26 protein-coding genes and 5 pseudogenes are annotated in these 17,623 nt (G+C 66.4%); 30 read left to right on the top strand and 1 reads right to left on the bottom strand.

Going from position 1 to position 17,623, the window contains the following annotated elements; translation table 11 throughout:
- The 13 genes and pseudogenes from WS92_RS28180 to WS92_RS35335 all read left to right on the top strand — a co-directional run.
- Positions 1 to 876 (top strand): annotated as a pseudogene (locus tag WS92_RS28180) (phage major capsid protein, P2 family); the annotation flags it as partial.
- Complete coding sequence (locus WS92_RS28185; RefSeq protein WP_059934699.1) at positions 873 to 1,562, top strand: phage terminase small subunit; 690 nt, start codon at positions 873 to 875, stop codon at positions 1,560 to 1,562. The pseudogene WS92_RS28180 and the gene WS92_RS28185, both read left to right, overlap by 4 nt.
- Before the next feature lie 99 nt (positions 1,563 to 1,661).
- The gene (locus tag WS92_RS28190; RefSeq protein ID WP_059929026.1) at positions 1,662 to 2,141 is read left to right on the top strand and encodes a head completion/stabilization protein; all 480 of its coding nucleotides are present in this window, start codon (positions 1,662 to 1,664) and stop codon (positions 2,139 to 2,141) included.
- Positions 2,141 to 2,392 carry a hypothetical protein gene (locus WS92_RS28195; RefSeq protein ID WP_059929023.1) on the top strand — a complete coding sequence of 84 codons (252 nt, stop codon included), beginning with the start codon at positions 2,141 to 2,143 and terminating at the stop codon, positions 2,390 to 2,392. Before WS92_RS28190 ends, WS92_RS28195 begins: the two co-directional genes overlap by 1 nt.
- Positions 2,389 to 2,595 (top strand): tail protein X, encoded by a 207-nt coding sequence (locus tag WS92_RS28200; RefSeq protein ID WP_010112635.1) that lies wholly within the window; start codon positions 2,389 to 2,391, stop codon positions 2,593 to 2,595. Before WS92_RS28195 ends, WS92_RS28200 begins: the two co-directional genes overlap by 4 nt.
- Positions 2,596 to 2,609: 14 nt before the next feature.
- The gene (locus WS92_RS28205; protein WP_004553021.1) at positions 2,610 to 2,954 is read left to right on the top strand and encodes a putative holin; all 345 of its coding nucleotides are present in this window, start codon (positions 2,610 to 2,612) and stop codon (positions 2,952 to 2,954) included.
- Between the two features lies 1 nt (position 2,955).
- The gene (locus WS92_RS28210) at positions 2,956 to 3,228 is read left to right on the top strand and encodes a phage holin family protein (protein ID WP_004524440.1); all 273 of its coding nucleotides are present in this window, start codon (positions 2,956 to 2,958) and stop codon (positions 3,226 to 3,228) included.
- Positions 3,225 to 4,037, top strand: coding sequence for an N-acetylmuramidase domain-containing protein (locus WS92_RS28215; RefSeq protein WP_061083855.1), 813 nt, complete (start codon positions 3,225 to 3,227; stop codon positions 4,035 to 4,037). Before WS92_RS28210 ends, WS92_RS28215 begins: the two co-directional genes overlap by 4 nt.
- 14 nt (positions 4,038 to 4,051) lie before the next feature.
- A pseudogene (gene lysB, locus WS92_RS28220) lies at positions 4,052 to 4,390 on the top strand (Rz-like lysis system protein LysB); the annotation flags it as partial.
- Positions 4,311 to 4,586, top strand: a complete 276-nt coding sequence (gene lysC / locus WS92_RS36850; RefSeq protein ID WP_242425367.1) for an Rz1-like lysis system protein LysC — start codon at positions 4,311 to 4,313, stop codon at positions 4,584 to 4,586. The pseudogene lysB and the gene lysC, both read left to right, overlap by 80 nt.
- Positions 4,579 to 4,995 (top strand): phage tail protein, encoded by a 417-nt coding sequence (locus WS92_RS28230; protein ID WP_059934815.1) that lies wholly within the window; start codon positions 4,579 to 4,581, stop codon positions 4,993 to 4,995. Before lysC ends, WS92_RS28230 begins: the two co-directional genes overlap by 8 nt.
- Complete coding sequence (locus tag WS92_RS28235; protein WP_082744162.1) at positions 4,992 to 5,459, top strand: phage virion morphogenesis protein; 468 nt, start codon at positions 4,992 to 4,994, stop codon at positions 5,457 to 5,459. Before WS92_RS28230 ends, WS92_RS28235 begins: the two co-directional genes overlap by 4 nt.
- A 273-nt stretch (positions 5,460 to 5,732) precedes the next feature.
- On the top strand, positions 5,733 to 6,332 hold the full coding sequence (locus WS92_RS35335) for a fascin domain-containing protein (RefSeq protein WP_141668109.1): 600 nt from the start codon (positions 5,733 to 5,735) through the stop codon (positions 6,330 to 6,332).
- Positions 6,333 to 6,466: 134 nt separating this feature from the next.
- Here the strand turns inward: WS92_RS35335 and WS92_RS28245 are convergent, their stop codons facing one another.
- Entirely contained in the window at positions 6,467 to 7,237 is a 771-nt protein-coding gene (locus WS92_RS28245; RefSeq protein WP_061083903.1) for a DNA-methyltransferase, read from the bottom strand.
- Positions 7,238 to 7,255: 18 nt separating this feature from the next.
- Here WS92_RS28245 and WS92_RS33650 point away from each other — a divergent pair.
- The 17 genes and pseudogenes from WS92_RS33650 to WS92_RS36165 form a co-directional block, all read left to right on the top strand.
- Positions 7,256 to 7,489: pseudogene (locus tag WS92_RS33650) on the top strand (hypothetical protein); the annotation flags it as partial.
- Positions 7,411 to 8,091 (top strand): phage baseplate assembly protein V, encoded by a 681-nt coding sequence (locus WS92_RS28250; protein ID WP_059934211.1) that lies wholly within the window; start codon positions 7,411 to 7,413, stop codon positions 8,089 to 8,091. The pseudogene WS92_RS33650 and the gene WS92_RS28250, both read left to right, overlap by 79 nt.
- Positions 8,088 to 8,450: a GPW/gp25 family protein gene (locus WS92_RS28255; RefSeq protein ID WP_059934214.1), complete on the top strand. Its 363-nt coding sequence runs from the start codon at positions 8,088 to 8,090 to the stop codon at positions 8,448 to 8,450. The genes WS92_RS28250 and WS92_RS28255 overlap by 4 nt, the downstream gene beginning before the upstream one ends.
- Positions 8,447 to 9,352 carry a baseplate J/gp47 family protein gene (locus WS92_RS28260; RefSeq protein WP_061083904.1) on the top strand — a complete coding sequence of 302 codons (906 nt, stop codon included), beginning with the start codon at positions 8,447 to 8,449 and terminating at the stop codon, positions 9,350 to 9,352. Before WS92_RS28255 ends, WS92_RS28260 begins: the two co-directional genes overlap by 4 nt.
- The gene (locus WS92_RS28265) at positions 9,345 to 9,899 is read left to right on the top strand and encodes a phage tail protein I (protein WP_061083905.1); all 555 of its coding nucleotides are present in this window, start codon (positions 9,345 to 9,347) and stop codon (positions 9,897 to 9,899) included. The genes WS92_RS28260 and WS92_RS28265 overlap by 8 nt, the downstream gene beginning before the upstream one ends.
- 10 nt (positions 9,900 to 9,909) lie before the next feature.
- A pseudogene (locus WS92_RS28270) lies at positions 9,910 to 11,163 on the top strand (phage tail protein); the annotation flags it as partial.
- Positions 11,164 to 11,595 (top strand): annotated as a pseudogene (locus WS92_RS36160) (phage major tail tube protein); the annotation flags it as partial.
- 57 nt (positions 11,596 to 11,652) lie between these two features.
- The gene (locus tag WS92_RS28275) at positions 11,653 to 11,997 is read left to right on the top strand and encodes a phage tail assembly protein (protein WP_059932993.1); all 345 of its coding nucleotides are present in this window, start codon (positions 11,653 to 11,655) and stop codon (positions 11,995 to 11,997) included.
- Between the two features lie 8 nt (positions 11,998 to 12,005).
- Positions 12,006 to 12,122 carry a GpE family phage tail protein gene (locus tag WS92_RS28280; RefSeq protein WP_009914998.1) on the top strand — a complete coding sequence of 39 codons (117 nt, stop codon included), beginning with the start codon at positions 12,006 to 12,008 and terminating at the stop codon, positions 12,120 to 12,122.
- Positions 12,123 to 12,249: 127 nt separating this feature from the next.
- Entirely contained in the window at positions 12,250 to 12,447 is a 198-nt protein-coding gene (locus tag WS92_RS28285) for a hypothetical protein (protein ID WP_059932994.1), read from the top strand.
- Between the two features lie 43 nt (positions 12,448 to 12,490).
- Positions 12,491 to 12,685 (top strand): hypothetical protein, encoded by a 195-nt coding sequence (locus WS92_RS28290; RefSeq protein ID WP_059933187.1) that lies wholly within the window; start codon positions 12,491 to 12,493, stop codon positions 12,683 to 12,685.
- A 4-nt stretch (positions 12,686 to 12,689) separates the two neighbouring features.
- The gene (locus WS92_RS36010) at positions 12,690 to 12,845 is read left to right on the top strand and encodes a hypothetical protein (RefSeq protein ID WP_156443008.1); all 156 of its coding nucleotides are present in this window, start codon (positions 12,690 to 12,692) and stop codon (positions 12,843 to 12,845) included.
- A 2-nt stretch (positions 12,846 to 12,847) separates the two neighbouring features.
- A complete protein-coding gene (locus WS92_RS28295; protein ID WP_059932996.1) occupies positions 12,848 to 13,207 on the top strand; it encodes a hypothetical protein in 360 nt (119 codons plus the stop codon).
- A complete protein-coding gene (locus tag WS92_RS28300; RefSeq protein ID WP_059932998.1) occupies positions 13,204 to 13,458 on the top strand; it encodes a hypothetical protein in 255 nt (84 codons plus the stop codon). The genes WS92_RS28295 and WS92_RS28300 overlap by 4 nt, the downstream gene beginning before the upstream one ends.
- An 11-nt stretch (positions 13,459 to 13,469) precedes the next feature.
- Positions 13,470 to 16,262, top strand: a complete 2,793-nt coding sequence (locus WS92_RS28305; RefSeq protein ID WP_059933000.1) for a toprim domain-containing protein — start codon at positions 13,470 to 13,472, stop codon at positions 16,260 to 16,262.
- Positions 16,259 to 16,966 carry a Baseplate J family protein gene (locus WS92_RS33655; RefSeq protein WP_197672283.1) on the top strand — a complete coding sequence of 236 codons (708 nt, stop codon included), beginning with the start codon at positions 16,259 to 16,261 and terminating at the stop codon, positions 16,964 to 16,966. The genes WS92_RS28305 and WS92_RS33655 overlap by 4 nt, the downstream gene beginning before the upstream one ends.
- The gene (locus WS92_RS36165) at positions 16,963 to 17,304 is read left to right on the top strand and encodes a helix-turn-helix domain-containing protein (RefSeq protein ID WP_197420769.1); all 342 of its coding nucleotides are present in this window, start codon (positions 16,963 to 16,965) and stop codon (positions 17,302 to 17,304) included. The genes WS92_RS33655 and WS92_RS36165 overlap by 4 nt, the downstream gene beginning before the upstream one ends.
- Positions 17,305 to 17,623 lie beyond the last annotated feature (319 nt).

A 17,623-nucleotide genomic window follows, 5' to 3' on the forward strand; every position in this document is an offset into this window, starting at 1 on the left:
GAGCGAGTTTCTCAAGCGCATCAACGTGCTGCCCGTGACCGAGCTCGAAGGCGAAAAGCTCGGCCTGTCCGTGTCCGGCCGATCGCGAGCCGCACCGACACGACGAAGGCCGCGCGCCAACCGATCGACCCGACGGCGCTCGACAGCAACCGCTACCGCTGCGAGAAGACCGACTACGACACGGCGATTCCGTATCGCAAGCTCGACATGTGGGCGAAGTTCGCCGACTTCCAGCAGCGCATCCGCGACGTGATCCTCAACCAGGGGGCGGTCGATCGCATCATGATCGGCTGGAACGGCGTGAAGGCGGCCGCGACGACTGACCGCCAGGCGAACCCGCTGTTGCAGGACGTGAACATCGGCTGGCTGCAACAGTACCGCGAGCGCGCGGCGCAGCGCGTGCTGCACGAAGGCGCGAAGCAGGCCGGCAAGGTGCTCGTCGGCAAGGCGGGCGATTACGAGAACCTCGACGCGCTCGTGATGGACATCGTTTCGTCGATGATCGACCCGTGGTTCCAGGAGGACACGGGCCTCGTCGTGATCTGCGGCCGCGAGCTGCTGCACGACAAGTATTTCCCGATCGTCAACGCGACGCAGGCGCCGACCGAGCAGCTCGCGGCCGATCTGATCGTGAGCCAGAAGCGCATCGGCAATCTGCCGGCCGTGCGCGTGCCGCACTTCCCGAGACGCGCGCTGATGGTGACGAAGCTCGATAACCTGTCGATCTACTTCCAGGAAGGCGCGCGCCGGCGTGCACTGATCGACAACCCGAAGCGCGACCGCATCGAGAACTACGAATCGTCGAACGACGCCTACGTGGTCGAAGACTTCGGCTGCGGCTGCGTGGCCGAAAACATCGAACTGGTGGCGGCATGACGATCAACACGCCCGCCCGCGCGCACTTCAATCGCGTCTCGGCCGCGCGCGCGGCGGCCGCCGTGTCGCCCGGCGCGACGATGAAGGGCGCGACCGCCTATGAGCTGATGCTCGCGAAGCTCGCGGCCGACCGCCGCGCGCTCAAGGGCATTCAGTCGATCGAGCGGAAGATCGAGCTGAAACGCAAGCTGCTGCCGGAGTACGCCGACTACGTGGCGGGCGTGTTGAGCGGCGGCCGCGGCGCGCAGGACGACGTGCTCGTGACGGTGATGGTCTGGCGCATCGACGCCAGCGACTTCGACGGCGCGCTCGCGATCGCGGCCTACGCGCTCGCGCACGGCCTGACGCTGCCCGACCAGTTCGAGCGTTCGCTCGCGTCGCTCGTCGCCGAGCAGTTCGCCGACGCCGCGCTGTCGTCGTTCCTCGACGGCGAGACGTTCGACGCGGCGAGCCTCGAGCTCGTCGACGATCTGACGCGCGACGCGGACATGCACGACCAGGTGCGCGCGAAGCTGTACAAGGCGCTCGGCTACGCGACGCAGGCCGCCGCGCCGGCGCGCGCGCTCGACTATCTGCGCCGCGCGGTCGCGCTGAACGATCGCGTCGGCGTGAAAAAGGACATCGACCGGCTGACGAAGCAGGTCGAAGCCGCGGGCCGTCGGGGCGACGGCGCCGACGGCACGTAAGGAGCCCACCTCGGCATGGCGGCACCGGCGCCCAGGCCCTACGCCTGACGGTTACGGACCTGGTGCGCCGGTCCACCGCCACCTCATTGCGAACCGACCATGAACAGCTTTGTTGCCACCGCCGCGCCCGCCGTCGCGGCGACGCCGATCGAAGGCACGTTGACGAACGACGGCTTCTTCCCGGACATCGATCTGTCCGCGCTGCGCGACGCGATGCGCCTGGACGGCACCGTGACGGCCGAGCGGCTGCGGCACGCCGCGCGCGACGCGATGCTGACCGTGAACGACGAGCTCGCCGCGTGGCGCGCCCGGCAGCGCGCGGCGGGCGCGACGACGCTCGCCGACGCGCCGGCGCCGCGCATCGATGGCGAATCGGCTCACGTGGCCCGCTACCGGCGCGCGGTGTACCACCTGACGCTCGCGGACGTGACCGAGAAGTACCGCGGCTACGACACGACGAAGAGCGGCGGCCAGGTTGCGGCCGATCTGGCGTCGACGGTCGACGATTCGCGCCGCGCTGCGCGATGGGCGATCAGCGACATTCTCGGCCTCGCGCGCTCGACGGTGGAGCTGATCTGATGGCCCGCCCCCTGTACCGCATTCGTCAGTTTGCGCAGTCCCGCGTGCGCGGCGGGAAACTGTTCTGCGCCGGCGCGTGCCAGGTGCAGCAGCGCGTCGCTGGCCTGTTCTGGCTGGAGATTGCCTATTGCTCGGATCGCACCGGCGCGGAGGCGGCCATACGAGCCGCCGTGCTCGCGCGCCGGCGAGCCCGAATCAAGCCGCGCGTGCTCGGCCTGTTCGATCACGACGGGCAGGCGCTCGGCGAATGAAGATTGCGGCGCTGCAAGGCGAGACGCTCGACGCGCTGTGCTGGCGGCACTACGGCAGCACGGCGGGCACGGTCGAAGCCGTGCTCGAGGCGAACCCCGGCCTCGCCGAGCTCGGCGTGGTGCTGCCGATGGGAACCGTCGTGGAGATGCCCGAGCGCAGCGCGATCGAGACGACCACGCCGCTATTGCAACTGTTTGACTGACCGGAGCCGAATGAATGGCTGAACCGAACACCACCTCGGCCGCGGCGCTGTTCGCCGCGGTCGGCCTCGCCGGCATCGCGCCGGGCGTCGACGGCGACGCGCTGATCGGCGCGTTCGCGGGCGCGGCGCTCGTCGTCGTCACGTCGAAAGACCTCGGCCTCGCAAAGCGCGCCGCGTACATGCTCATCTCGCTCGTGATGGGCTACCTTGCCGCACCCGAAATCATCCACGCCGTGCCGATCCGCTCGACGGGCGTCGCCGCGTTCTTCGCGGCCGCGCTCGTGATCGCGGTCACGCTGACGCTGATCGAGCGCGTGAAGGGCATGGACCTGTTCGCGCTGTTTCGCAAGGGAGACTGACGTGCATGTCTCGTCCGCACTCGTCGCGCTCGCCGCGCACCTGGCCGTCATCGTGCGCGTGCTGACCTACCGCAAGAACGGCGCGCGGCATCGCTTCCACGTCGCGTGGGCGGCCTGGGTGATCGTCGCGATTTCCGGCGGCTCGGCGATCGAACTGCTGTTTCATCCGAAGCCGACCGGCTTCTTTCACGCGGCGCTCGCGGTTCTGCTCGCCGTGTTGGTGTACCTCGCGCGCGGCAACGTCGCGCGCCTTCTACGGAGTGACGAAGCGTGAACATCCTTCGATTCAACGATCACGGCGCGGAAGTCGGGCTGCTGCAGCAGCGGCTCGTGCGCGCCGGCTACCCGGTCGACGTATCGCACCTTTACGACGAACAGACCGAGCGGGCCGTTCAGACGTTGCAGGCGACCGCGGGCCTTGTCGTCGACGGCATCGCCGGCCCGAAGACGTACCGGGTGCTCGCCAGCGGGCAGCGCGACCCCAAGCACCTGACCGACGCCGACCTCGCGCGCGCGGCCGCGACGCTCGGCGTATCCGTCGCATGCGTGCGGGCGGTCAACGAAGTTGAGTCCCGCGGCGTCGGCTTTCTGGACGACGGCCGGCCGAAAATCCTGTTCGAGCGGCATGTCATGTATCAGCGGCTCGTCGCGAATGTCGGCAAGGAAGCGGCGGATGCGGCCGCCGCGCGTTGGCCGGGCGTCGTCAATCCGAAGCGCGGCGGCTACCAGGGCGGCGCCGCCGAATACGTGCGGCTCGACACCGCGGCGCGGATCGACGCGGCGTCCGCCTACGAGTCGGCGAGCTGGGGCGCGTTCCAGATCATGGCGTACCACTGGAAGCGCCTGAACTACGCGAGCGTCGACGAATTCGTGTCCCGTATGGAGCTGGGCGAAGCCGAGCACCTCGACGCGTTCGTGCGGTACGTCGCGGCCGACAAGAAACTGTTGGTCGCGCTTCGTGCCCGGAAGTGGGCGGCGTTCGCGGAAGGCTACAACGGCCCGGAATTCGCGATCAACCTGTATGACGTGAAGCTCGACCGCGCGTATGCGAAGTACGCCGGCGCGGGCAAGGCGGCCGCATGAGCTTCACGCGCCTCATGCCGTGGCTGGCGCTGCTCGCGTTGACCGCGCTCGTCGCGAGTTGCCAGCACGGCCGCGCGCTGCGCGCGCAGCTCGACCGGGCGACCGACGACGCGCGCCGCGCGAAACACGAGGCGCAAGCGAGCGCTGCCGTCATCGAGCGTCTGTTGGCCGATGCCAAGGCGAAAGACGCGCAGCGCGAGCAACTCGACCGTGCGCGCGCCGGCGTCGACGCGACGCTCGCGACCTATCGAAACGAACTGCGGAGACTGATCGATGAAAACGCCGCCGTGCGCGCCTGGGCTGCTGGCGCTCTGCCTGACGACGTTGTGCGCCTGCACGCAAGCCCCGCCCTCAATGGCGCCGACGATTACGCTCAACGAATGCGCGGCGGTGACGCCGTGCACGATGCCGGCGATGGCGCCGCGAACCAACGGTGAGCTGAGCGACGCGCTGCACGTCGCGCGCGCGGCGTGGGCGCGCTGCGCGTCCGAAGTCGACATGATCGCGACGTGTCAGGCGCGCGTGCGGCGGACGGACGGCCATGAATAAGCCGAACAGCCTGCGCGCGGCGCTCGTCGCCGCGTTGCCGCAGCTCAACGCCTCGCCGGACCAGTTGCTCGTGTTTGTCAACGAAGGCCGGATCGAGGCGACGGGCACGCGCACGGCGTCGTTCGACTATGAATACGAGTGCGAGATCATCATTCGCGACTTCATCGGCAACCCGGACGACGTGATGATCGCCGTCGTCGAATGGGCGCGCGCGAATCAGCCGGATCTCGTGACGAATCGGGACGAGCGCCGCAACGGCATGACGTTCGTCGCGGACATCCTGTCGAACAACGCCGTCGACCTCGGGCTCAAGGTGAAGCTGTCGGAAAGCGTCGTGGTCGGAACCGACGCAGCCGGCAACCGGACAGTCGAGCACATCGACGACGCAGCCGACGAGTGGCTTGCATGACGGACGATCTTCAGGCGCTCGAACGGTGGGCGGGTGGGCTGCTCGCGAAGCTGTCGCCGGCGGCCCGCCGTCAACTGCTGCGCGAGCTTGGCCGCGATCTGCGGCGCGCGCAGCAATCGCGCGTGGCCGCGCAGCGGAATCCGGACGGGTCCGCTTATGCGCCGCGGAAGGTGAAGGCAGGCGGCAAGCGCTTGCGCGAGAAGGCCGGCCGTGTGAAGCGCGAGGCGATGTTCCGGAAGCTACGCACCGCGCGCTATCTGCGCATCGATGTCGACGGCACGGGCCTCGCGATCGGCTTCAACGATCGACTGTCGCGCATCGCACGTGTCCACCAGGAGGGCCAGAAAGCGCCCGTCGCGCCGGGCGGGCCGCTCGCGCAGTATCCGGTTCGCGTCGTGCTCGGTTTCGCGGATGCCGATCGCGAGCTTTTGCGAGATCGGTTGTTACGGCACTTGAATCACTGATCACGAGAGATCACGCGCTTCGAATTTCTTATAGATTAGTGAAATTTCCAAAATTAATTCCTCAATATTATCTGCATAATTTACCAAAATTATGATCATCATTGGGTTGATATTTTACAAATAAAATAGCCTTGATTTGCGCAAAAAAAGATCTATCTTTCGCATGGCGTCGGCGATTGTTGTCGACGCCCCATTGATTGAGCCAGCAAAACCAATCCATTTAAATACGTGCATTTAGGCCACCAACGAATCAAACATTCATTTGGGGTAAAAATGAAATCAAATATTTGGAATCGTTTTTTACATCTGGCCATGTCAGCAAACGTAGCGCTCGGGCTTGTACTGCCTTCAACTTCGGTGTTCGCAGACGATGGGTCGGCACTCACTGCCCCAACTTTATCGAGCGTGATTTCGGCCCCCACTGTGCGAAACTTGGTCAGCCCTACGTGCACGCAGAATGTGACCATTACGTCGATCGCCAACCATGATCTCGTTTCGACGGAATTGGGATATACCGGGAGTAACTATGCGATGCTGCGCGCCCGTGCAACCGTGAAGGGCCCATGGGAGCAATACACGGTCTGCAATTTCGCAAGCGACGGATACTGGACAATTCAATCCCAGGCCGATGGGTTATATGTCTCGGCGGAGCTCGGCTACACGGGCGACCAGTACGGGATGCTGCGTGCGCGAGCTTCCGTCGTGGGGCCGTGGGAGAAGTTCTCGTTCGGCTCCTGTGGCATGGGTTGCACAACGATCCAATCGCAAGCGAACGGACTGTACGTCTCGGCGGAACTTGGCTATACGGGGGACCAATACGGAATGTTGCGTGCCCGCGCTACAGTTGTAGGTCCTTGGGAACAGTTCCGCTAATACCGTGCGCCCCGGAAAAGCAAGTACATTCGATCGTAATACTGGGGGGCGCCTGTTCGCCGACGGTTCGATATTGGCCGGTGTCCCTCACTTTTTGAGTTCAGTTCAGCCGCACGGCGATATCTGGCCCAAATTCAGCCCGGAACGTGTACCGCCTCTTTGCGTAAGCGACTGCGGGCGATGTTGACGTAGTAGACGTTCGATTCACATCCGATCCAATGCAGCCCCGCCTCGCGCGCCGCAACGAGGAACGCTCCGGAGCCGGCAAACAGATCGCACACGACGCCGCCGGCCGGCACGAGCCGCACGACTTCGCGCGCTATGTCGAGCGGCTTCTCGGTCACGTGCCGCTTCGGCAACGGCAAGCGGCACGGGAACACGCCCGGCAGATACACATCGCAGTCGCGCATTGCGCCGCAGCTCGCCCATACGACGAATTCGGCCTGTTGCGCGAAGCCGCCGCGCCGCGGCCGCGTGCGGCCGGGCGTCTTGTCCCATACCGCGACGCCGCGCAGGATCAAGCCGGCCGCCTGCACGACATCGGTCAGCGTCGGGAGCTGGCGCCAGTCGATGAAGCTCACGAGCAGCCCGCCCGGCTTCAACGCGCGGCGGCATTCGCTCAGCCAGGCGTGACACCAGAACGCCCACGCGCGCTGGTCCATGTTGTCGCTCTCGAAGTCGGTATAGACGGTCTTCGTGTCGCTGTTGATGTATTTCGCGCTCGGTGGCCGCGAGCGCGCCGACGTGTGCAGTCCGCCCGACGAATACGGCGGATCGGTGAACACCATGTCGATTGACGCGTCGGGCAGCATGCGCGCGAGCGTGAGCGCATCCATTGCGTGAAGTCGGTCGAGTAGTGAGGCGAGATCGGCCGCGGGCGCGGCGTCGGTAGCGTGAATCGTCATCGTGTTGCGAGAGTGGAAATGCGCGCGCGGCCCGAGCCGCACGCGCTGTTGCGTGTGTCTAGCGGCCATTGTCGACGCCCGATTCGCCGCGCGGATCACGAGCACGCTGTACCCGGCGGCACGACAAAGGCGAGTGCTCGCGCCCCGCGCGGGCGACCGGCACCATTGCCGGTATGGATGCGAACGAAATTCAACGGCAAGCACGCAACGCCGTGCGCAAAGGCTCGATTCTCGATGTCGACCACAAGGCGGCGCTTTGCCGCGTGGCGATCGGCGAATCGGACGACGACGGCCTGCAAACGAACTGGATTCCGTGGCTCACGCCCGCGGCCGGCGCGACGCGCGAATGGTTGCCGCCGACGAAGGGCGAGCAGGTCGTCGTGCTCGGCGCGATGGGCGACCTTGCGCAAGGCGTCGCGCTGCGCGGCGTGTTCTCCGACACGTTCCCCGCACCGGACCACCTGCCGAACACCCACACCCGCGTCTACGCGGACGGCGCGCGTGTGAGCTACGACCACGACGCGCATGCGCTCACGGCCGAACTGCCCGCCGGCGCGACGGTGCGCCTCATCGCGCCCGTGTCGGTCACGGTCGAGACGGAATCGGCGACCGTGAAGGCCGCGTCGGTCACGCTCGACTCTGAACAGACCACCTGCACGGGAGCCTTGCTCGTGAAAGGGCCGCTCGTGTTCGAGTCCGGCATGACGGGCTCGGGCAGCGCCGGCGGCGGCCACGTCATGCGCATCGACGGCGCGGCCGATTTCACGGGCGAAGTGCGCTCGATGGGCAAGAGCGTGCCGTTCCACACACACCAGGCACGCGGCGAATCGGCCGAAGTGAGCCCGCCGCTATGAGGGGCATGAACGCAGAGACAGGTCGCTCGATGTCCGGGCTCGATCACCTCGCGCAGTCCATCGGCCGCATCGTCTCGACGCCGCTTGGCTCGTGCATTCAGCGCCGCACGTTCGGCTCGGAACTGCCCGACCTGATCGACGCGCCGGCGAACGGCGCGACCCGGATTCGCCTGTATGCGGCGATCGCAACCGCCCTGATACGGTGGGAGCCGCGCTTGACCGTCACGCGCGTTCAGATTTCGGCGGCCGCCGCCGATGCTTTCACCGGCCGGCAATTCGTCGACATCGAGGGATGGACCGACGAGCGAGACGAGCTCGTCTCGCTGCGCGTGCCGATGACGAACGGAGGAACAGCGTGAGAAGCACGCCCATCGATCTTTCGCAGCTCCCCGCGCCGGACATCGTCGAGCCGCTCGACTTCGAGACGCTGTTCGCCGAGCGCAAGGCGCGCCTCGTGTCGTTGTATCCGGTCGAGCACCAGGCGGAAATCGCCGCGACGCTCGCGCTCGAATCCGAGCCCGTGACGCGCGTCCTCCAAGAAAACGCCTATCGCGAAGTCCTGCTGCGGCAGCTCATCAACGATAAATCGCGCGGCGTGCTGCTCGCCTATGCGCGCGGCACGACGCTCGACCACCTCGCCGCGCTGTTCGATGTCGAGCGGCTCGTGATCACGGCGGCCGATCCAGAGCACGACGTCGAGCAGGTCGACGAAGACGATGACAGCCTGCGCGAGCGCGTGCAGCTCGCGCCGCGCGGCTTCTCCGTCGCCGGCCCCGAAGAAGCGTACGTGTTCCATGCGCGCGCGGCGGACGGCCGCGTACTGTCCGCGTCCGCGCGCAGCCCCGAGCCGTGCGTGATGGTTGTCACGGTCCTGTCGCGCGAAGGCGACGGCACGGCGAGCGACGCGCTCATCGACATCGTGCGCGCGGCGCTCGAAGGCGTGCGCCCGCAAACCGACCAGGTGATCGTGCAGAGCGCGAAAGTCGTGCCGTATGCGATCCGCGCGACGCTGCGCTTCTTCTCCGGGCCGGATCGCGGCGTGGCGCTCGCGGAAGCCCGCAAGCGCACCGACAGGTTCGCGGCGGACATGCGGCGCATCGGCATGGAAATCACGGTCGACGGCCTGCACGCGGCGATGCGCGTCGCCGGCGTGCAAAAGGTGTTGCTCGACGCGCCGGCGGGCGGCGTTCCCGTGACGCACGAGCAGGCGCCGTACTGCACGGGAATCGAACTGATCGACGGCGGGGTCGCGGATGACTAGGTTGGCAACCTCGCTGCTGCCCCCGAACGCGACCGCGCTCGAACGCCGGATTGCGGAGACGAACGCGCGTATCAGCGAGATTCCAGTCGACATCGGGACGCTGATGAATCCCGACACGATCCCGCTGCGGTTCCTGCCGTGGCTCGCGTGGCACCTCGGCGTCGAGACGTGGAAGGACTACTGGCCCGAACAGGTGAAGCGCGCGCGCGTGAAAGCGGCGATCCGGATCGCGCGCAAGAAAGGCACGGCCGCGGCCGTGCGCGAAGTGTGCGCGTCGTTCGGCGCGAACGTCGCGATGCGCGAGTGGTTCGAGAAGACGCCGAAGGGCCGGCCGGGCACGTTCGAAATCCTGATGACGGTTGGCGCGCGCGACGGCATCCCGGCGACCGCCGAATACGTCGCCGACATCATCGCCGAAGTTGACCGGGCCAAGCGCGGTACCGCGCACTACACGTTCACGCAGGGTTTCAGCGCGACGGGCACGCAGCGCATCGGCGCGGGCGCGCGCGCAGCGGTGTATCGCCGCCTGTCCCTCACGGATATCTGACATGGCAGGAATGCTCATCAACATCACCGACGCCGGCCGCGCGGCCCTGGTCGCCGGCGGCAACACCGGCACTACCGCGCGCCGCGTCGTCGAAATCGGGCTCGGCACTGCGCCGTTCGCGTTCGACCGCGGCATGAAAACGTTGCCGAACGAGCGCAAGCGCGTGACCACGTTCGGCGGCGAAAACGTCGCGCCGGACACGGTGCATGTCGTGATCCAGGACGACACGGGCGATCAATACTCGCTGTACGCGTTCGGCCTGTATCTCGACAACGGCGTGCTGTTCGCCGTGTACGTGCAGGACACGACGATTCTCGAAAAATCCCCCGCGGCAATGATGCTGCTCGCGACCGATGTCGTTTTCGCGACGATCGACGCGGCGAAGCTCGAGTTCGGGCCGGCGACGTTCCTGAATCCGCCGGCGACGACCGAGCGCAAGGGCGTGGTCGAGCTCGCCACGCAGGCGGAAGTGGACGCCGGCGACGACGACACGCGCGCGATCACGCCGAAGACGGCGAGGCGGCGCTACGCGGCGCTGTCGGGCGCGACGTTCGACGGGCGCGTGCGCGTCGTCGCCGATGTCGACGAGCGCGCCGCGCAGCTCGACGTGTCGCCGAAGACAGCCGGCGTCGGCAAGGCTGGCAAGGCGCGCCTGTTCGGCACGTTCGGCGACGCGGCGCTGCCCGATCTGAGCCCGCGCCTGGTCGCGACGCTGCGCGCGGGATTCGACGCCGGCGCGTGGGGGCGCGAGTACGTCGACGTTTGCCTGAACGACGGCACGAACAACGATGCGGCGAGCGACGCGAAGCAGAAGCGTGTCGCGCGCTTCGTGTCGGGCGGCCGCGTGCTGATCGGCGAGCGCGCGGATGATGGCAAGACCGCGCTGCAGGTGCGCGGCGGCGTCGACGCGTCGGAAGGCGTCACGGCGCGCGCGATCGACGCCGGCGGCGCCGGCGGCCAGTTCCGCGCGGTCTGCGAAGGCTACGGCGCGCTCATCCGCAACGACGGATGGAGCGTCTATTTCCTGTCGACGCCGAAGGGCGCGCCGGACGGCACCTACAACGACTATCGGCCGTTCTCGTGGTCGCTGACGACGGGACAGGTGATCGTCGACGGCAGCGGTGCGGGCGCTGTCTTCGGCGGCAACGTCAAGATCGGTCGCGACCTGATTGTCGGGCAAGGCGCCGGGGAGGCGCATATCAGCCTCGGCCCCCTCGACGGCTACCACTACGCGAGCAAGAGCGCGGTCGGCTGGTGGTCGCCCAACCTTCCGAAGCTCAAGCGCAAGATGGAAGCGTGGCAGGGCAGCGGCATGACCGGCCCCGTGAAAATCGACTACGGCAGCGAAGAGCTCCAGCTCGAGTGGACGTGCGGCGGCTTCATGGTCGAAGTGCTCGAACAGTACGGCGCCGTACAGCACGACGGCGTGCTGCTGCGCTTCGCCGGCGGCTATCGTCGCGAGGACAGCAAGAAGCACGACCAGATCGAAGTAGTAGTGAAGGGCCGCCACGAAGAGATCGACATGGGCACCGCGAAGGCGAAAGAAGACACCAAATTCAAGATCACGACCAACGCCAGCTACTACAAGCTGACCGTGAACGGGCGCGACCTCATCGAGCTCGACTTCGTGAACGCGGTCGAGAAGATCAACGGCATGGATCTCGCGTCGGACCTTCGCCGCGCGATGGGCCTGTAACCGCACGCCCGCGGCGCATGCGGGCCATTCCAATTTCACATTCAATCAGGAAACACCATGACGACCATCGACAGCGCCAACATCGAAACGACGGGCCACGCCGCGCTCGACGAGAACACGCACACGCTCGACACGCCGATCGAGCGCGAAGGGCAGACCATTACGCAGGTGACGCTGCGCAAGCCGGCCGCGGGCGCGCTGCGCGGCACGTCGCTCGCCGCGCTCGTGAATCTCGATGTCGACGCGCTGCGCAAGGTATTGCCGCGCATCAGCACGCCGACGCTGACCGAATTCGACGTGGCCAGCATGGACCCGGCCGACCTCGTGGCGTTGGGGGGTATCTTCGCGGGTTTTTTGATGCCGAAGGCGCTGAAAGCGAGCATGGAATCCCGGAGCGCGTAGAAGACGCGATGGCCGATATTGCGACCGTGTTTGGCGGATGGACGCCGGCCGTGATGGACGGCTTCTCCCTGGCCGAATTGATGGACTGGCGCGAGCGCGCCCGGATACGTAGCGGAAACGAGTGACGATGGACAACGCCCTGAAACTGCGCGTGATGTTCGACATGATCGACAACTTCACGAAGCCCCTGAAGAACGTGCTGAACAGCAACAAGGGGCTCGCGCAGGCGCTCAGGCTCCTGCACTGACCACGATGCGCGCGCCTCTCTCCGAGCTCGAGCTGCGCGCGGCCTGGTCGCGCCTGCGCATGGTCGGCGACTTCGACACGGCCCCGCCCGCGGTTCGCCTTGTCGTCGAATCTGCGGCGCGCGCGATGCAGGACCGCGAATACGCCCGCTTGCGGCGCAGCTTCGACGCGAAGCGCTGCGCGGCAAACGACACCGACGACTGACCCACCTGCGCCGGCCGCCGGCGCACACATGAGGAACCACACGATGAAACCCTACGTTTTCGGCGTCGGCGTACTGCTGATGCTCTCGTTTTCGCTCACGGGCATTCACTGCCTGACCACTGACGTGTTGCGCCTGTTCGACGTTCGACATGCGCGCCTGATCGCGTTCTTGGTCGGCGTCGTCGCATTTGTCGCCCTGGTGGCTGCGCTCGCCTGGTCCGTTCCGCCGCGGGGGTAACGAAATGGACAGCCTCATCAAAGAATCCAAACGGAAGTGGATGCTCGAAATGATCGACGAGATTCGAACGAATGACCATGGCTCATGGGCGATCGTTCTACTCATGGTCAAAGTCCGGCAACTGCTGGACGAGCTCGGCGGCCTCGCCGGGGAGTGGTGAGCATGACGGCCGCATCGATCCGCTACGAGCTCATGACCACGGCCGGCCTACGCACTGTGAGCGGCGACCACGTCGTGATTCCGAACGAGGCCGGCGCAGCCTTCGGCGTTCACATGGAGCGCCACGCGCCGCACGGCCACCCCGAAAAGTGGGCCGTCACGCATCTTGCGTCCGGCATGGCGGCCGGCGTCGGCCCCACGCGCGACGCCGCGATCGCCCACGCGGCCGCGAACCTCGAGCGCAACAAACGCCGGCTGCGCGACATGCTCGATGAAGCTATGACGGCGCGCGCCAATCTGCAAATCGCGGTGCATCGAATCCAACAGAACGAACACGCCATTCTCGGGAGGATTCCCTCATGAAACACGACCCGACCCGCGCGCCGCACGACGTCGCGCTCGCCTCCGCGATCGCCGCGGCCGCCGGCACACTGCGCTTCGACAACAAGCCGGGCAGCCTTCAGCGGCAATGCATGCTCGGCCTGTTCGTCGCCGCGCTCAGCGACCGCCTCGCCCTCGCCTTCCCCGAATCCGCCGCGGCGTTGCACGCCATCGTGTTCAGCCCGGCCACGACCGGCAACCCCACCGACCGCACACCGCAGCAACCCAAGTAGCAAACACAGAAATGGCCACGATCGACGAACTGAAACAACGAATCGACCTGCACGACCTCGCCGACCGCCTCGGCCTCAAGCGCGGCCGCGGCGGCGACAAGGCGCTCTATCACTCACCGCAGCACGAGGACAAAAGCCCGTCCCTGTCGATCTACGTGAACCACCCAAAGCACGGCACCGGCTGGCGCGATCACAGCGCCGATGCTGGCGGCTCGTGCATCGACCTGGTGATCCACGCGCGCGGCGGCACGGTCGCCGACGCGGTGCGCTACCTGCACGACGCCTACGGCATCCCGCTCGATCGACCGGCGCCGGCGGAGCGCCGCGAGAAGTCGACCGTCGAATACATCGCCGATCGATGCCTCGCCGAGCGGGACCGCGTGCGCGAATACCTCGGCGGCCGTGGCATTTCGGCCGCGGCGATCGACGCCGCGTTCGCCGCGCGCTCGCTCGGCTTCAACACGTGGACGAGCTCGAAAGTCGCCGCCGGCGAAGTCGGGCACGCCGGCCCGGCCGCCGCATTCATCGTGCGCGAGCCGGCCGACAGCCGCGTCGTCGCCGTCGACATGCGCTACGTCGACCCGGCGCTCAATGGCGGCGTCAAGACGCAGACACAGGGCGACAAGGCCGGCTACGGCTGGACCGCCGACGCCCGGCGTCTCGACAAGGCAAAGCGCGTACTCATCGTCGAAAGCGCAATCAATGCGCTGTCGATCGACACCTGCGCGATGCCCGGCGCAGCGGCACTCGCGCTGCGCGGCCTCGCCAACGTTGACGCGATCGACTTCTCGTCGCTGCGCGGTAAGCAAGTCGTGATCTGCCTCGACAACGACGAGCCGTTCGCGGACGGCCATCCGCGCGCCGGCCACCGTCCTGGCCCGGAAGCCGCGTGGGCGCTCTACGAGCGTCTCGCGAGCCTTAACATCAGCGCCGTGCTCGTCGACCAAGCCGGCTGGCTCGCCGATCTGGCGGACGGCGAAACGAAGCAGCAGCCGATCAACGACGTGAACGACTACCTGCAACTGCGCGGCCCGGCCGAGCTGGCGCGCGCGCTCGAGCAGCTCGAACCATGGCTCATCGCCGGCCTCGCCGGCGACGCCACGCGCCGCGGCCGGCCGCGCATCTTTCTGCCGTCGCACGACTTCGCGCAGTATTGGCGCTTCCGCGTGCGTCCTGACTTCACGAGCTACATCACGAAGATGGACCGCAACGAGGAATCTGGCGTCGAGACGCCCGTCATGACGGACCTGTGCGGCTTTCGCATCGCCGGCATCAGCCGCGTATCGGTCGCGAGCGCAACGTCGACGATGACGGGCGACGCCGACCAGGCGCCGACCGTCTACTTCGCCGTGTCCGTGCAGACGCCGCGGCATGGCGCGCAGCTCGTCCGCCGCGTGATGCTCGACGACCAGCTCCACAACGTCGACCAGTGGGGCAAATTCGGCCCGATCTGGGCGCCGGCGCCGTTCAAGCGCATGGTCAACATACTTGAGCGTGGAGCCGACCTCGGCGCGCGCCAGGCCGCGAACTTCGTCGGGCTTGCATGGCGCGACGGCCGCCTGATCGTCAACGAGGGGCCGGACTGCTACTTCACCGAAGCCGACAAGCAGTGCCCGTATCACAACCTGACGTTCCCGAGCGGCCCGGTCAGCGACGCACGCCGCGTCATCACGGCCTACCAGACGACGTTCAAGCAGAACGCGGCGACCATCCCGCTCGTGTGGGCGCTCGGTGGGCACCTGAAAGCGCTGCTCGGTTTCTGGCCGCACATCACGATCCAGGCAAACAAGGGCGCCGGCAAGTCGACGCTCATCAAGCGCCTCGAGCGCTCGCTCGCGTTCACGATGTTCTCCGGGCAATCGCTGCAAACCGAATTCCGGCTGCTCACGAGCATCAGCCACACGAGCCACCCGGTCGGATGGGAGGAACTGTCCGCGCGTCGGCAGGACGTGATCGACAAGGCGGTCGGGCTGTTGCAGGAGAACTACCAGTACACCGTGACGCGCCGCGGCACCGACATGACGGAATACCTGTTGTGCGCGCCCGTGATGCTGGCCGGCGAGGACGTGCCGGTGCGCAGCCTGCTCGGCAAGCTCGTGCGCACGACGCTGACCGGCAAGCGCGGGCCGCTCATGCCCGATGACCTGCCGCGCTTCCCGGTTCGGCAGTGGCTTGAGTATCTCGCGAGCCTCGACAAGCGCGCCGTGCTCGAGCATTACGCAACGCTGCGCGACAAGGCACTTGCGAAATGCATCGCGAGTGGCGCTGATGATGGCGCGAACCGCATGGCCGCCAACTACGCGGCGGTCGCCCTTGCCTGGCGTTATCTCTGCGAGTTTGCCGGCATGGACCCGAGCGAGGGCGGCTTTCCGCATGACCTGCTCGCGGAAATGAACAGCCACGTCGCCGAGACGAGCGCCGATCGCGAGCCGTGGGTCTGGATCATGGAAACCGTGCTGTCGGAAATCGACGGCGGCAACTACAAGCATCCGTACACCTTCGATACGGTCGACGGCGAGTTCTGCCTGCTGCTGCGCACGGGCCACGTGATGGACCACCTCGCGCACACGAGCGCGCTGCGCGACAAATGGAACGGCCTGCCCGTGAAGTCCGATCGTGTGTTCAAGGCGCAGCTCAAGCACGCCGGCGTCGTGGTCGGCGAGAAGGAAGTCGAGCGGCGCATCTACACCCGCCGTGTGCCGTATCTCACGCCGATTTCGCTCGAGCGCCTCGCCGCGTTCGGCCTCCACGTGTCGGTGCGCGAAGACCTGGCGAGCGACGCACTCGAGCGGAGCCACGCATGACGCCGTCTCAGCCGTCGCGGCCGCCGAGCGGCCGTGCCCCTTCTCCCGTTCTTTCCGGCCGCGCAGCGGCCCTGAAATCGGGTTTCCGCCGCGTGCGCCGAGGCGCGCAGCAGTCGGCGCGCGTCGTCACGCGGCCGCCGTTCGGTTCGCTTCCCCCCGTCCCCCCAGCGAGTCGAAACGGCCGGGCAACAGCACGAGCCGAGAGGGAGCGGGGCCGCGCGGGCGGATTTTTCCACAGCGACCGGGCAGGCAGCGCACGCGAATCGTGGATTTCGACGGTGTCCGCTCGTAAGTCCTTGATTGTTGAGAGGACTGCCGCCGCGAGTCTCCCTCGATTTGCCACTAGTCGAGCCGCTTTTGCCACTAGTCAGGTTTTTGCGTCGGCCGCCGTCGCTCCTTTTTCTCTTCTCTCTAATTCATTGAAAAAGAAGAAGAAAGAATACGTAGAAGGGCAGGAAATCAGCCGAAAAGCCGTGCCACGAGTCGGGTGCGTTTTGCCATCAGTGAAGGATGCTGCCTATTTTTTAGGCCACGAGTTTTTGAGGGTCGCCATGCCTGAATGGTGGCAATTGATGGCAGACGAATATGTTTTGAATCAAACAGTTACCCATAAAAACGACCTCAAACCATCATTCCATGAGTTGCGCTGCGTGTATCCCTTCCACGCGGGCCTGAACGTGAGGCGCTCAAGATGCGAACGATGAATCTGGAAGACGCGGCAGCGTGGTTGTTCACGACGCCCGAAACCGTGTCCGAATGCATCCGCCGCCACGGACTGCCGGCCGCAAAGATCGGTCGAGCGTGGGTTCTCGTGGATGTCGACGTGATAGATTGGCTCAGACAGCAATACGAAAAAACAGGTGGGAAATGCGGTTCTACAAGCGACAAAAAAATGGCCCTTGGTGGTTCGACCTCAGCATCGACGGCTCGCGAATTAGACAATCTTCTGGCACCTCGGACCGTAGGGCGGCGGAAGAACTTGCCGCCAAGGTTGCGAGCGATTACTGGCGGCAAAAAAAGCTCGGCGAGCGGCCGGCCGTAACGTGGGACGCGGCGGTCGTGCATTGGCTCAAGCAGAACCAGCATCAGCGCTCGCTGGAGACCACCAAACAGCGCCTGCGCTGGCTAACGGATCAACTGAAGGGAGAGAACGTCCGCAACATCGATCGCGAACGCATCCAGGCGCTGATCGAGACGAAGGCGGCCGAGAAGTACCGCGGTAGTCCGGTAGCAGGCGCGACGGTGAACCGGCACATGGCCGCGCTCTCGGTCATCCTGCATCACTGCCACGCGGAGGGGTGGATCGACGCGGTTCCCCCGATTCGCAAGCTGCGGGAGAACAGCGCACGCCTGACCTGGCT

This window comes from Burkholderia sp. MSMB1588 (assembly GCF_001546925.1).
Taxonomy (GTDB): Bacteria; Pseudomonadota; Gammaproteobacteria; order Burkholderiales; family Burkholderiaceae; genus Burkholderia; species Burkholderia humptydooensis.

What these genes read in the sequence shown, in the direction of transcription:
- WS92_RS28185 (WP_059934699.1), top strand. Translation starts at nt 873, where the DNA reads ATGACGATCAACACGCCCGCCCGCGCGCACTTCAATCGCGTCTCGGCC.
- WS92_RS28190 (WP_059929026.1), top strand. Translation starts at nt 1,662, where the DNA reads ATGAACAGCTTTGTTGCCACCGCCGCGCCCGCCGTCGCGGCGACGCCG.
- WS92_RS28195 (WP_059929023.1), top strand. Translation starts at nt 2,141, where the DNA reads ATGGCCCGCCCCCTGTACCGCATTCGTCAGTTTGCGCAGTCCCGCGTG.
- WS92_RS28200 (WP_010112635.1), top strand. Translation starts at nt 2,389, where the DNA reads ATGAAGATTGCGGCGCTGCAAGGCGAGACGCTCGACGCGCTGTGCTGG.
- WS92_RS28205 (WP_004553021.1), top strand. Translation starts at nt 2,610, where the DNA reads ATGGCTGAACCGAACACCACCTCGGCCGCGGCGCTGTTCGCCGCGGTC.
- lysC (WP_242425367.1), top strand. Translation starts at nt 4,311, where the DNA reads ATGAAAACGCCGCCGTGCGCGCCTGGGCTGCTGGCGCTCTGCCTGACG.
- WS92_RS28230 (WP_059934815.1), top strand. Translation starts at nt 4,579, where the DNA reads ATGAATAAGCCGAACAGCCTGCGCGCGGCGCTCGTCGCCGCGTTGCCG.
- WS92_RS28235 (WP_082744162.1), top strand. Translation starts at nt 4,992, where the DNA reads ATGACGGACGATCTTCAGGCGCTCGAACGGTGGGCGGGTGGGCTGCTC.
- WS92_RS35335 (WP_141668109.1), top strand. Translation starts at nt 5,733, where the DNA reads ATGAAATCAAATATTTGGAATCGTTTTTTACATCTGGCCATGTCAGCA.
- WS92_RS28245 (WP_061083903.1), bottom strand. Translation starts at nt 7,237, where the DNA reads ATGACGATTCACGCTACCGACGCCGCGCCCGCGGCCGATCTCGCCTCA.
- WS92_RS28250 (WP_059934211.1), top strand. Translation starts at nt 7,411, where the DNA reads ATGGATGCGAACGAAATTCAACGGCAAGCACGCAACGCCGTGCGCAAA.
- WS92_RS28255 (WP_059934214.1), top strand. Translation starts at nt 8,088, where the DNA reads ATGAGGGGCATGAACGCAGAGACAGGTCGCTCGATGTCCGGGCTCGAT.
- WS92_RS28265 (WP_061083905.1), top strand. Translation starts at nt 9,345, where the DNA reads ATGACTAGGTTGGCAACCTCGCTGCTGCCCCCGAACGCGACCGCGCTC.
- WS92_RS28275 (WP_059932993.1), top strand. Translation starts at nt 11,653, where the DNA reads ATGACGACCATCGACAGCGCCAACATCGAAACGACGGGCCACGCCGCG.
- WS92_RS28280 (WP_009914998.1), top strand. Translation starts at nt 12,006, where the DNA reads ATGGCCGATATTGCGACCGTGTTTGGCGGATGGACGCCGGCCGTGATG.
- WS92_RS28285 (WP_059932994.1), top strand. Translation starts at nt 12,250, where the DNA reads ATGCGCGCGCCTCTCTCCGAGCTCGAGCTGCGCGCGGCCTGGTCGCGC.
- WS92_RS28290 (WP_059933187.1), top strand. Translation starts at nt 12,491, where the DNA reads ATGAAACCCTACGTTTTCGGCGTCGGCGTACTGCTGATGCTCTCGTTT.
- WS92_RS36010 (WP_156443008.1), top strand. Translation starts at nt 12,690, where the DNA reads ATGGACAGCCTCATCAAAGAATCCAAACGGAAGTGGATGCTCGAAATG.
- WS92_RS28295 (WP_059932996.1), top strand. Translation starts at nt 12,848, where the DNA reads ATGACGGCCGCATCGATCCGCTACGAGCTCATGACCACGGCCGGCCTA.
- WS92_RS28300 (WP_059932998.1), top strand. Translation starts at nt 13,204, where the DNA reads ATGAAACACGACCCGACCCGCGCGCCGCACGACGTCGCGCTCGCCTCC.
- WS92_RS28305 (WP_059933000.1), top strand. Translation starts at nt 13,470, where the DNA reads ATGGCCACGATCGACGAACTGAAACAACGAATCGACCTGCACGACCTC.
- WS92_RS33655 (WP_197672283.1), top strand. Translation starts at nt 16,259, where the DNA reads ATGACGCCGTCTCAGCCGTCGCGGCCGCCGAGCGGCCGTGCCCCTTCT.
- WS92_RS36165 (WP_197420769.1), top strand. Translation starts at nt 16,963, where the DNA reads ATGAATCTGGAAGACGCGGCAGCGTGGTTGTTCACGACGCCCGAAACC.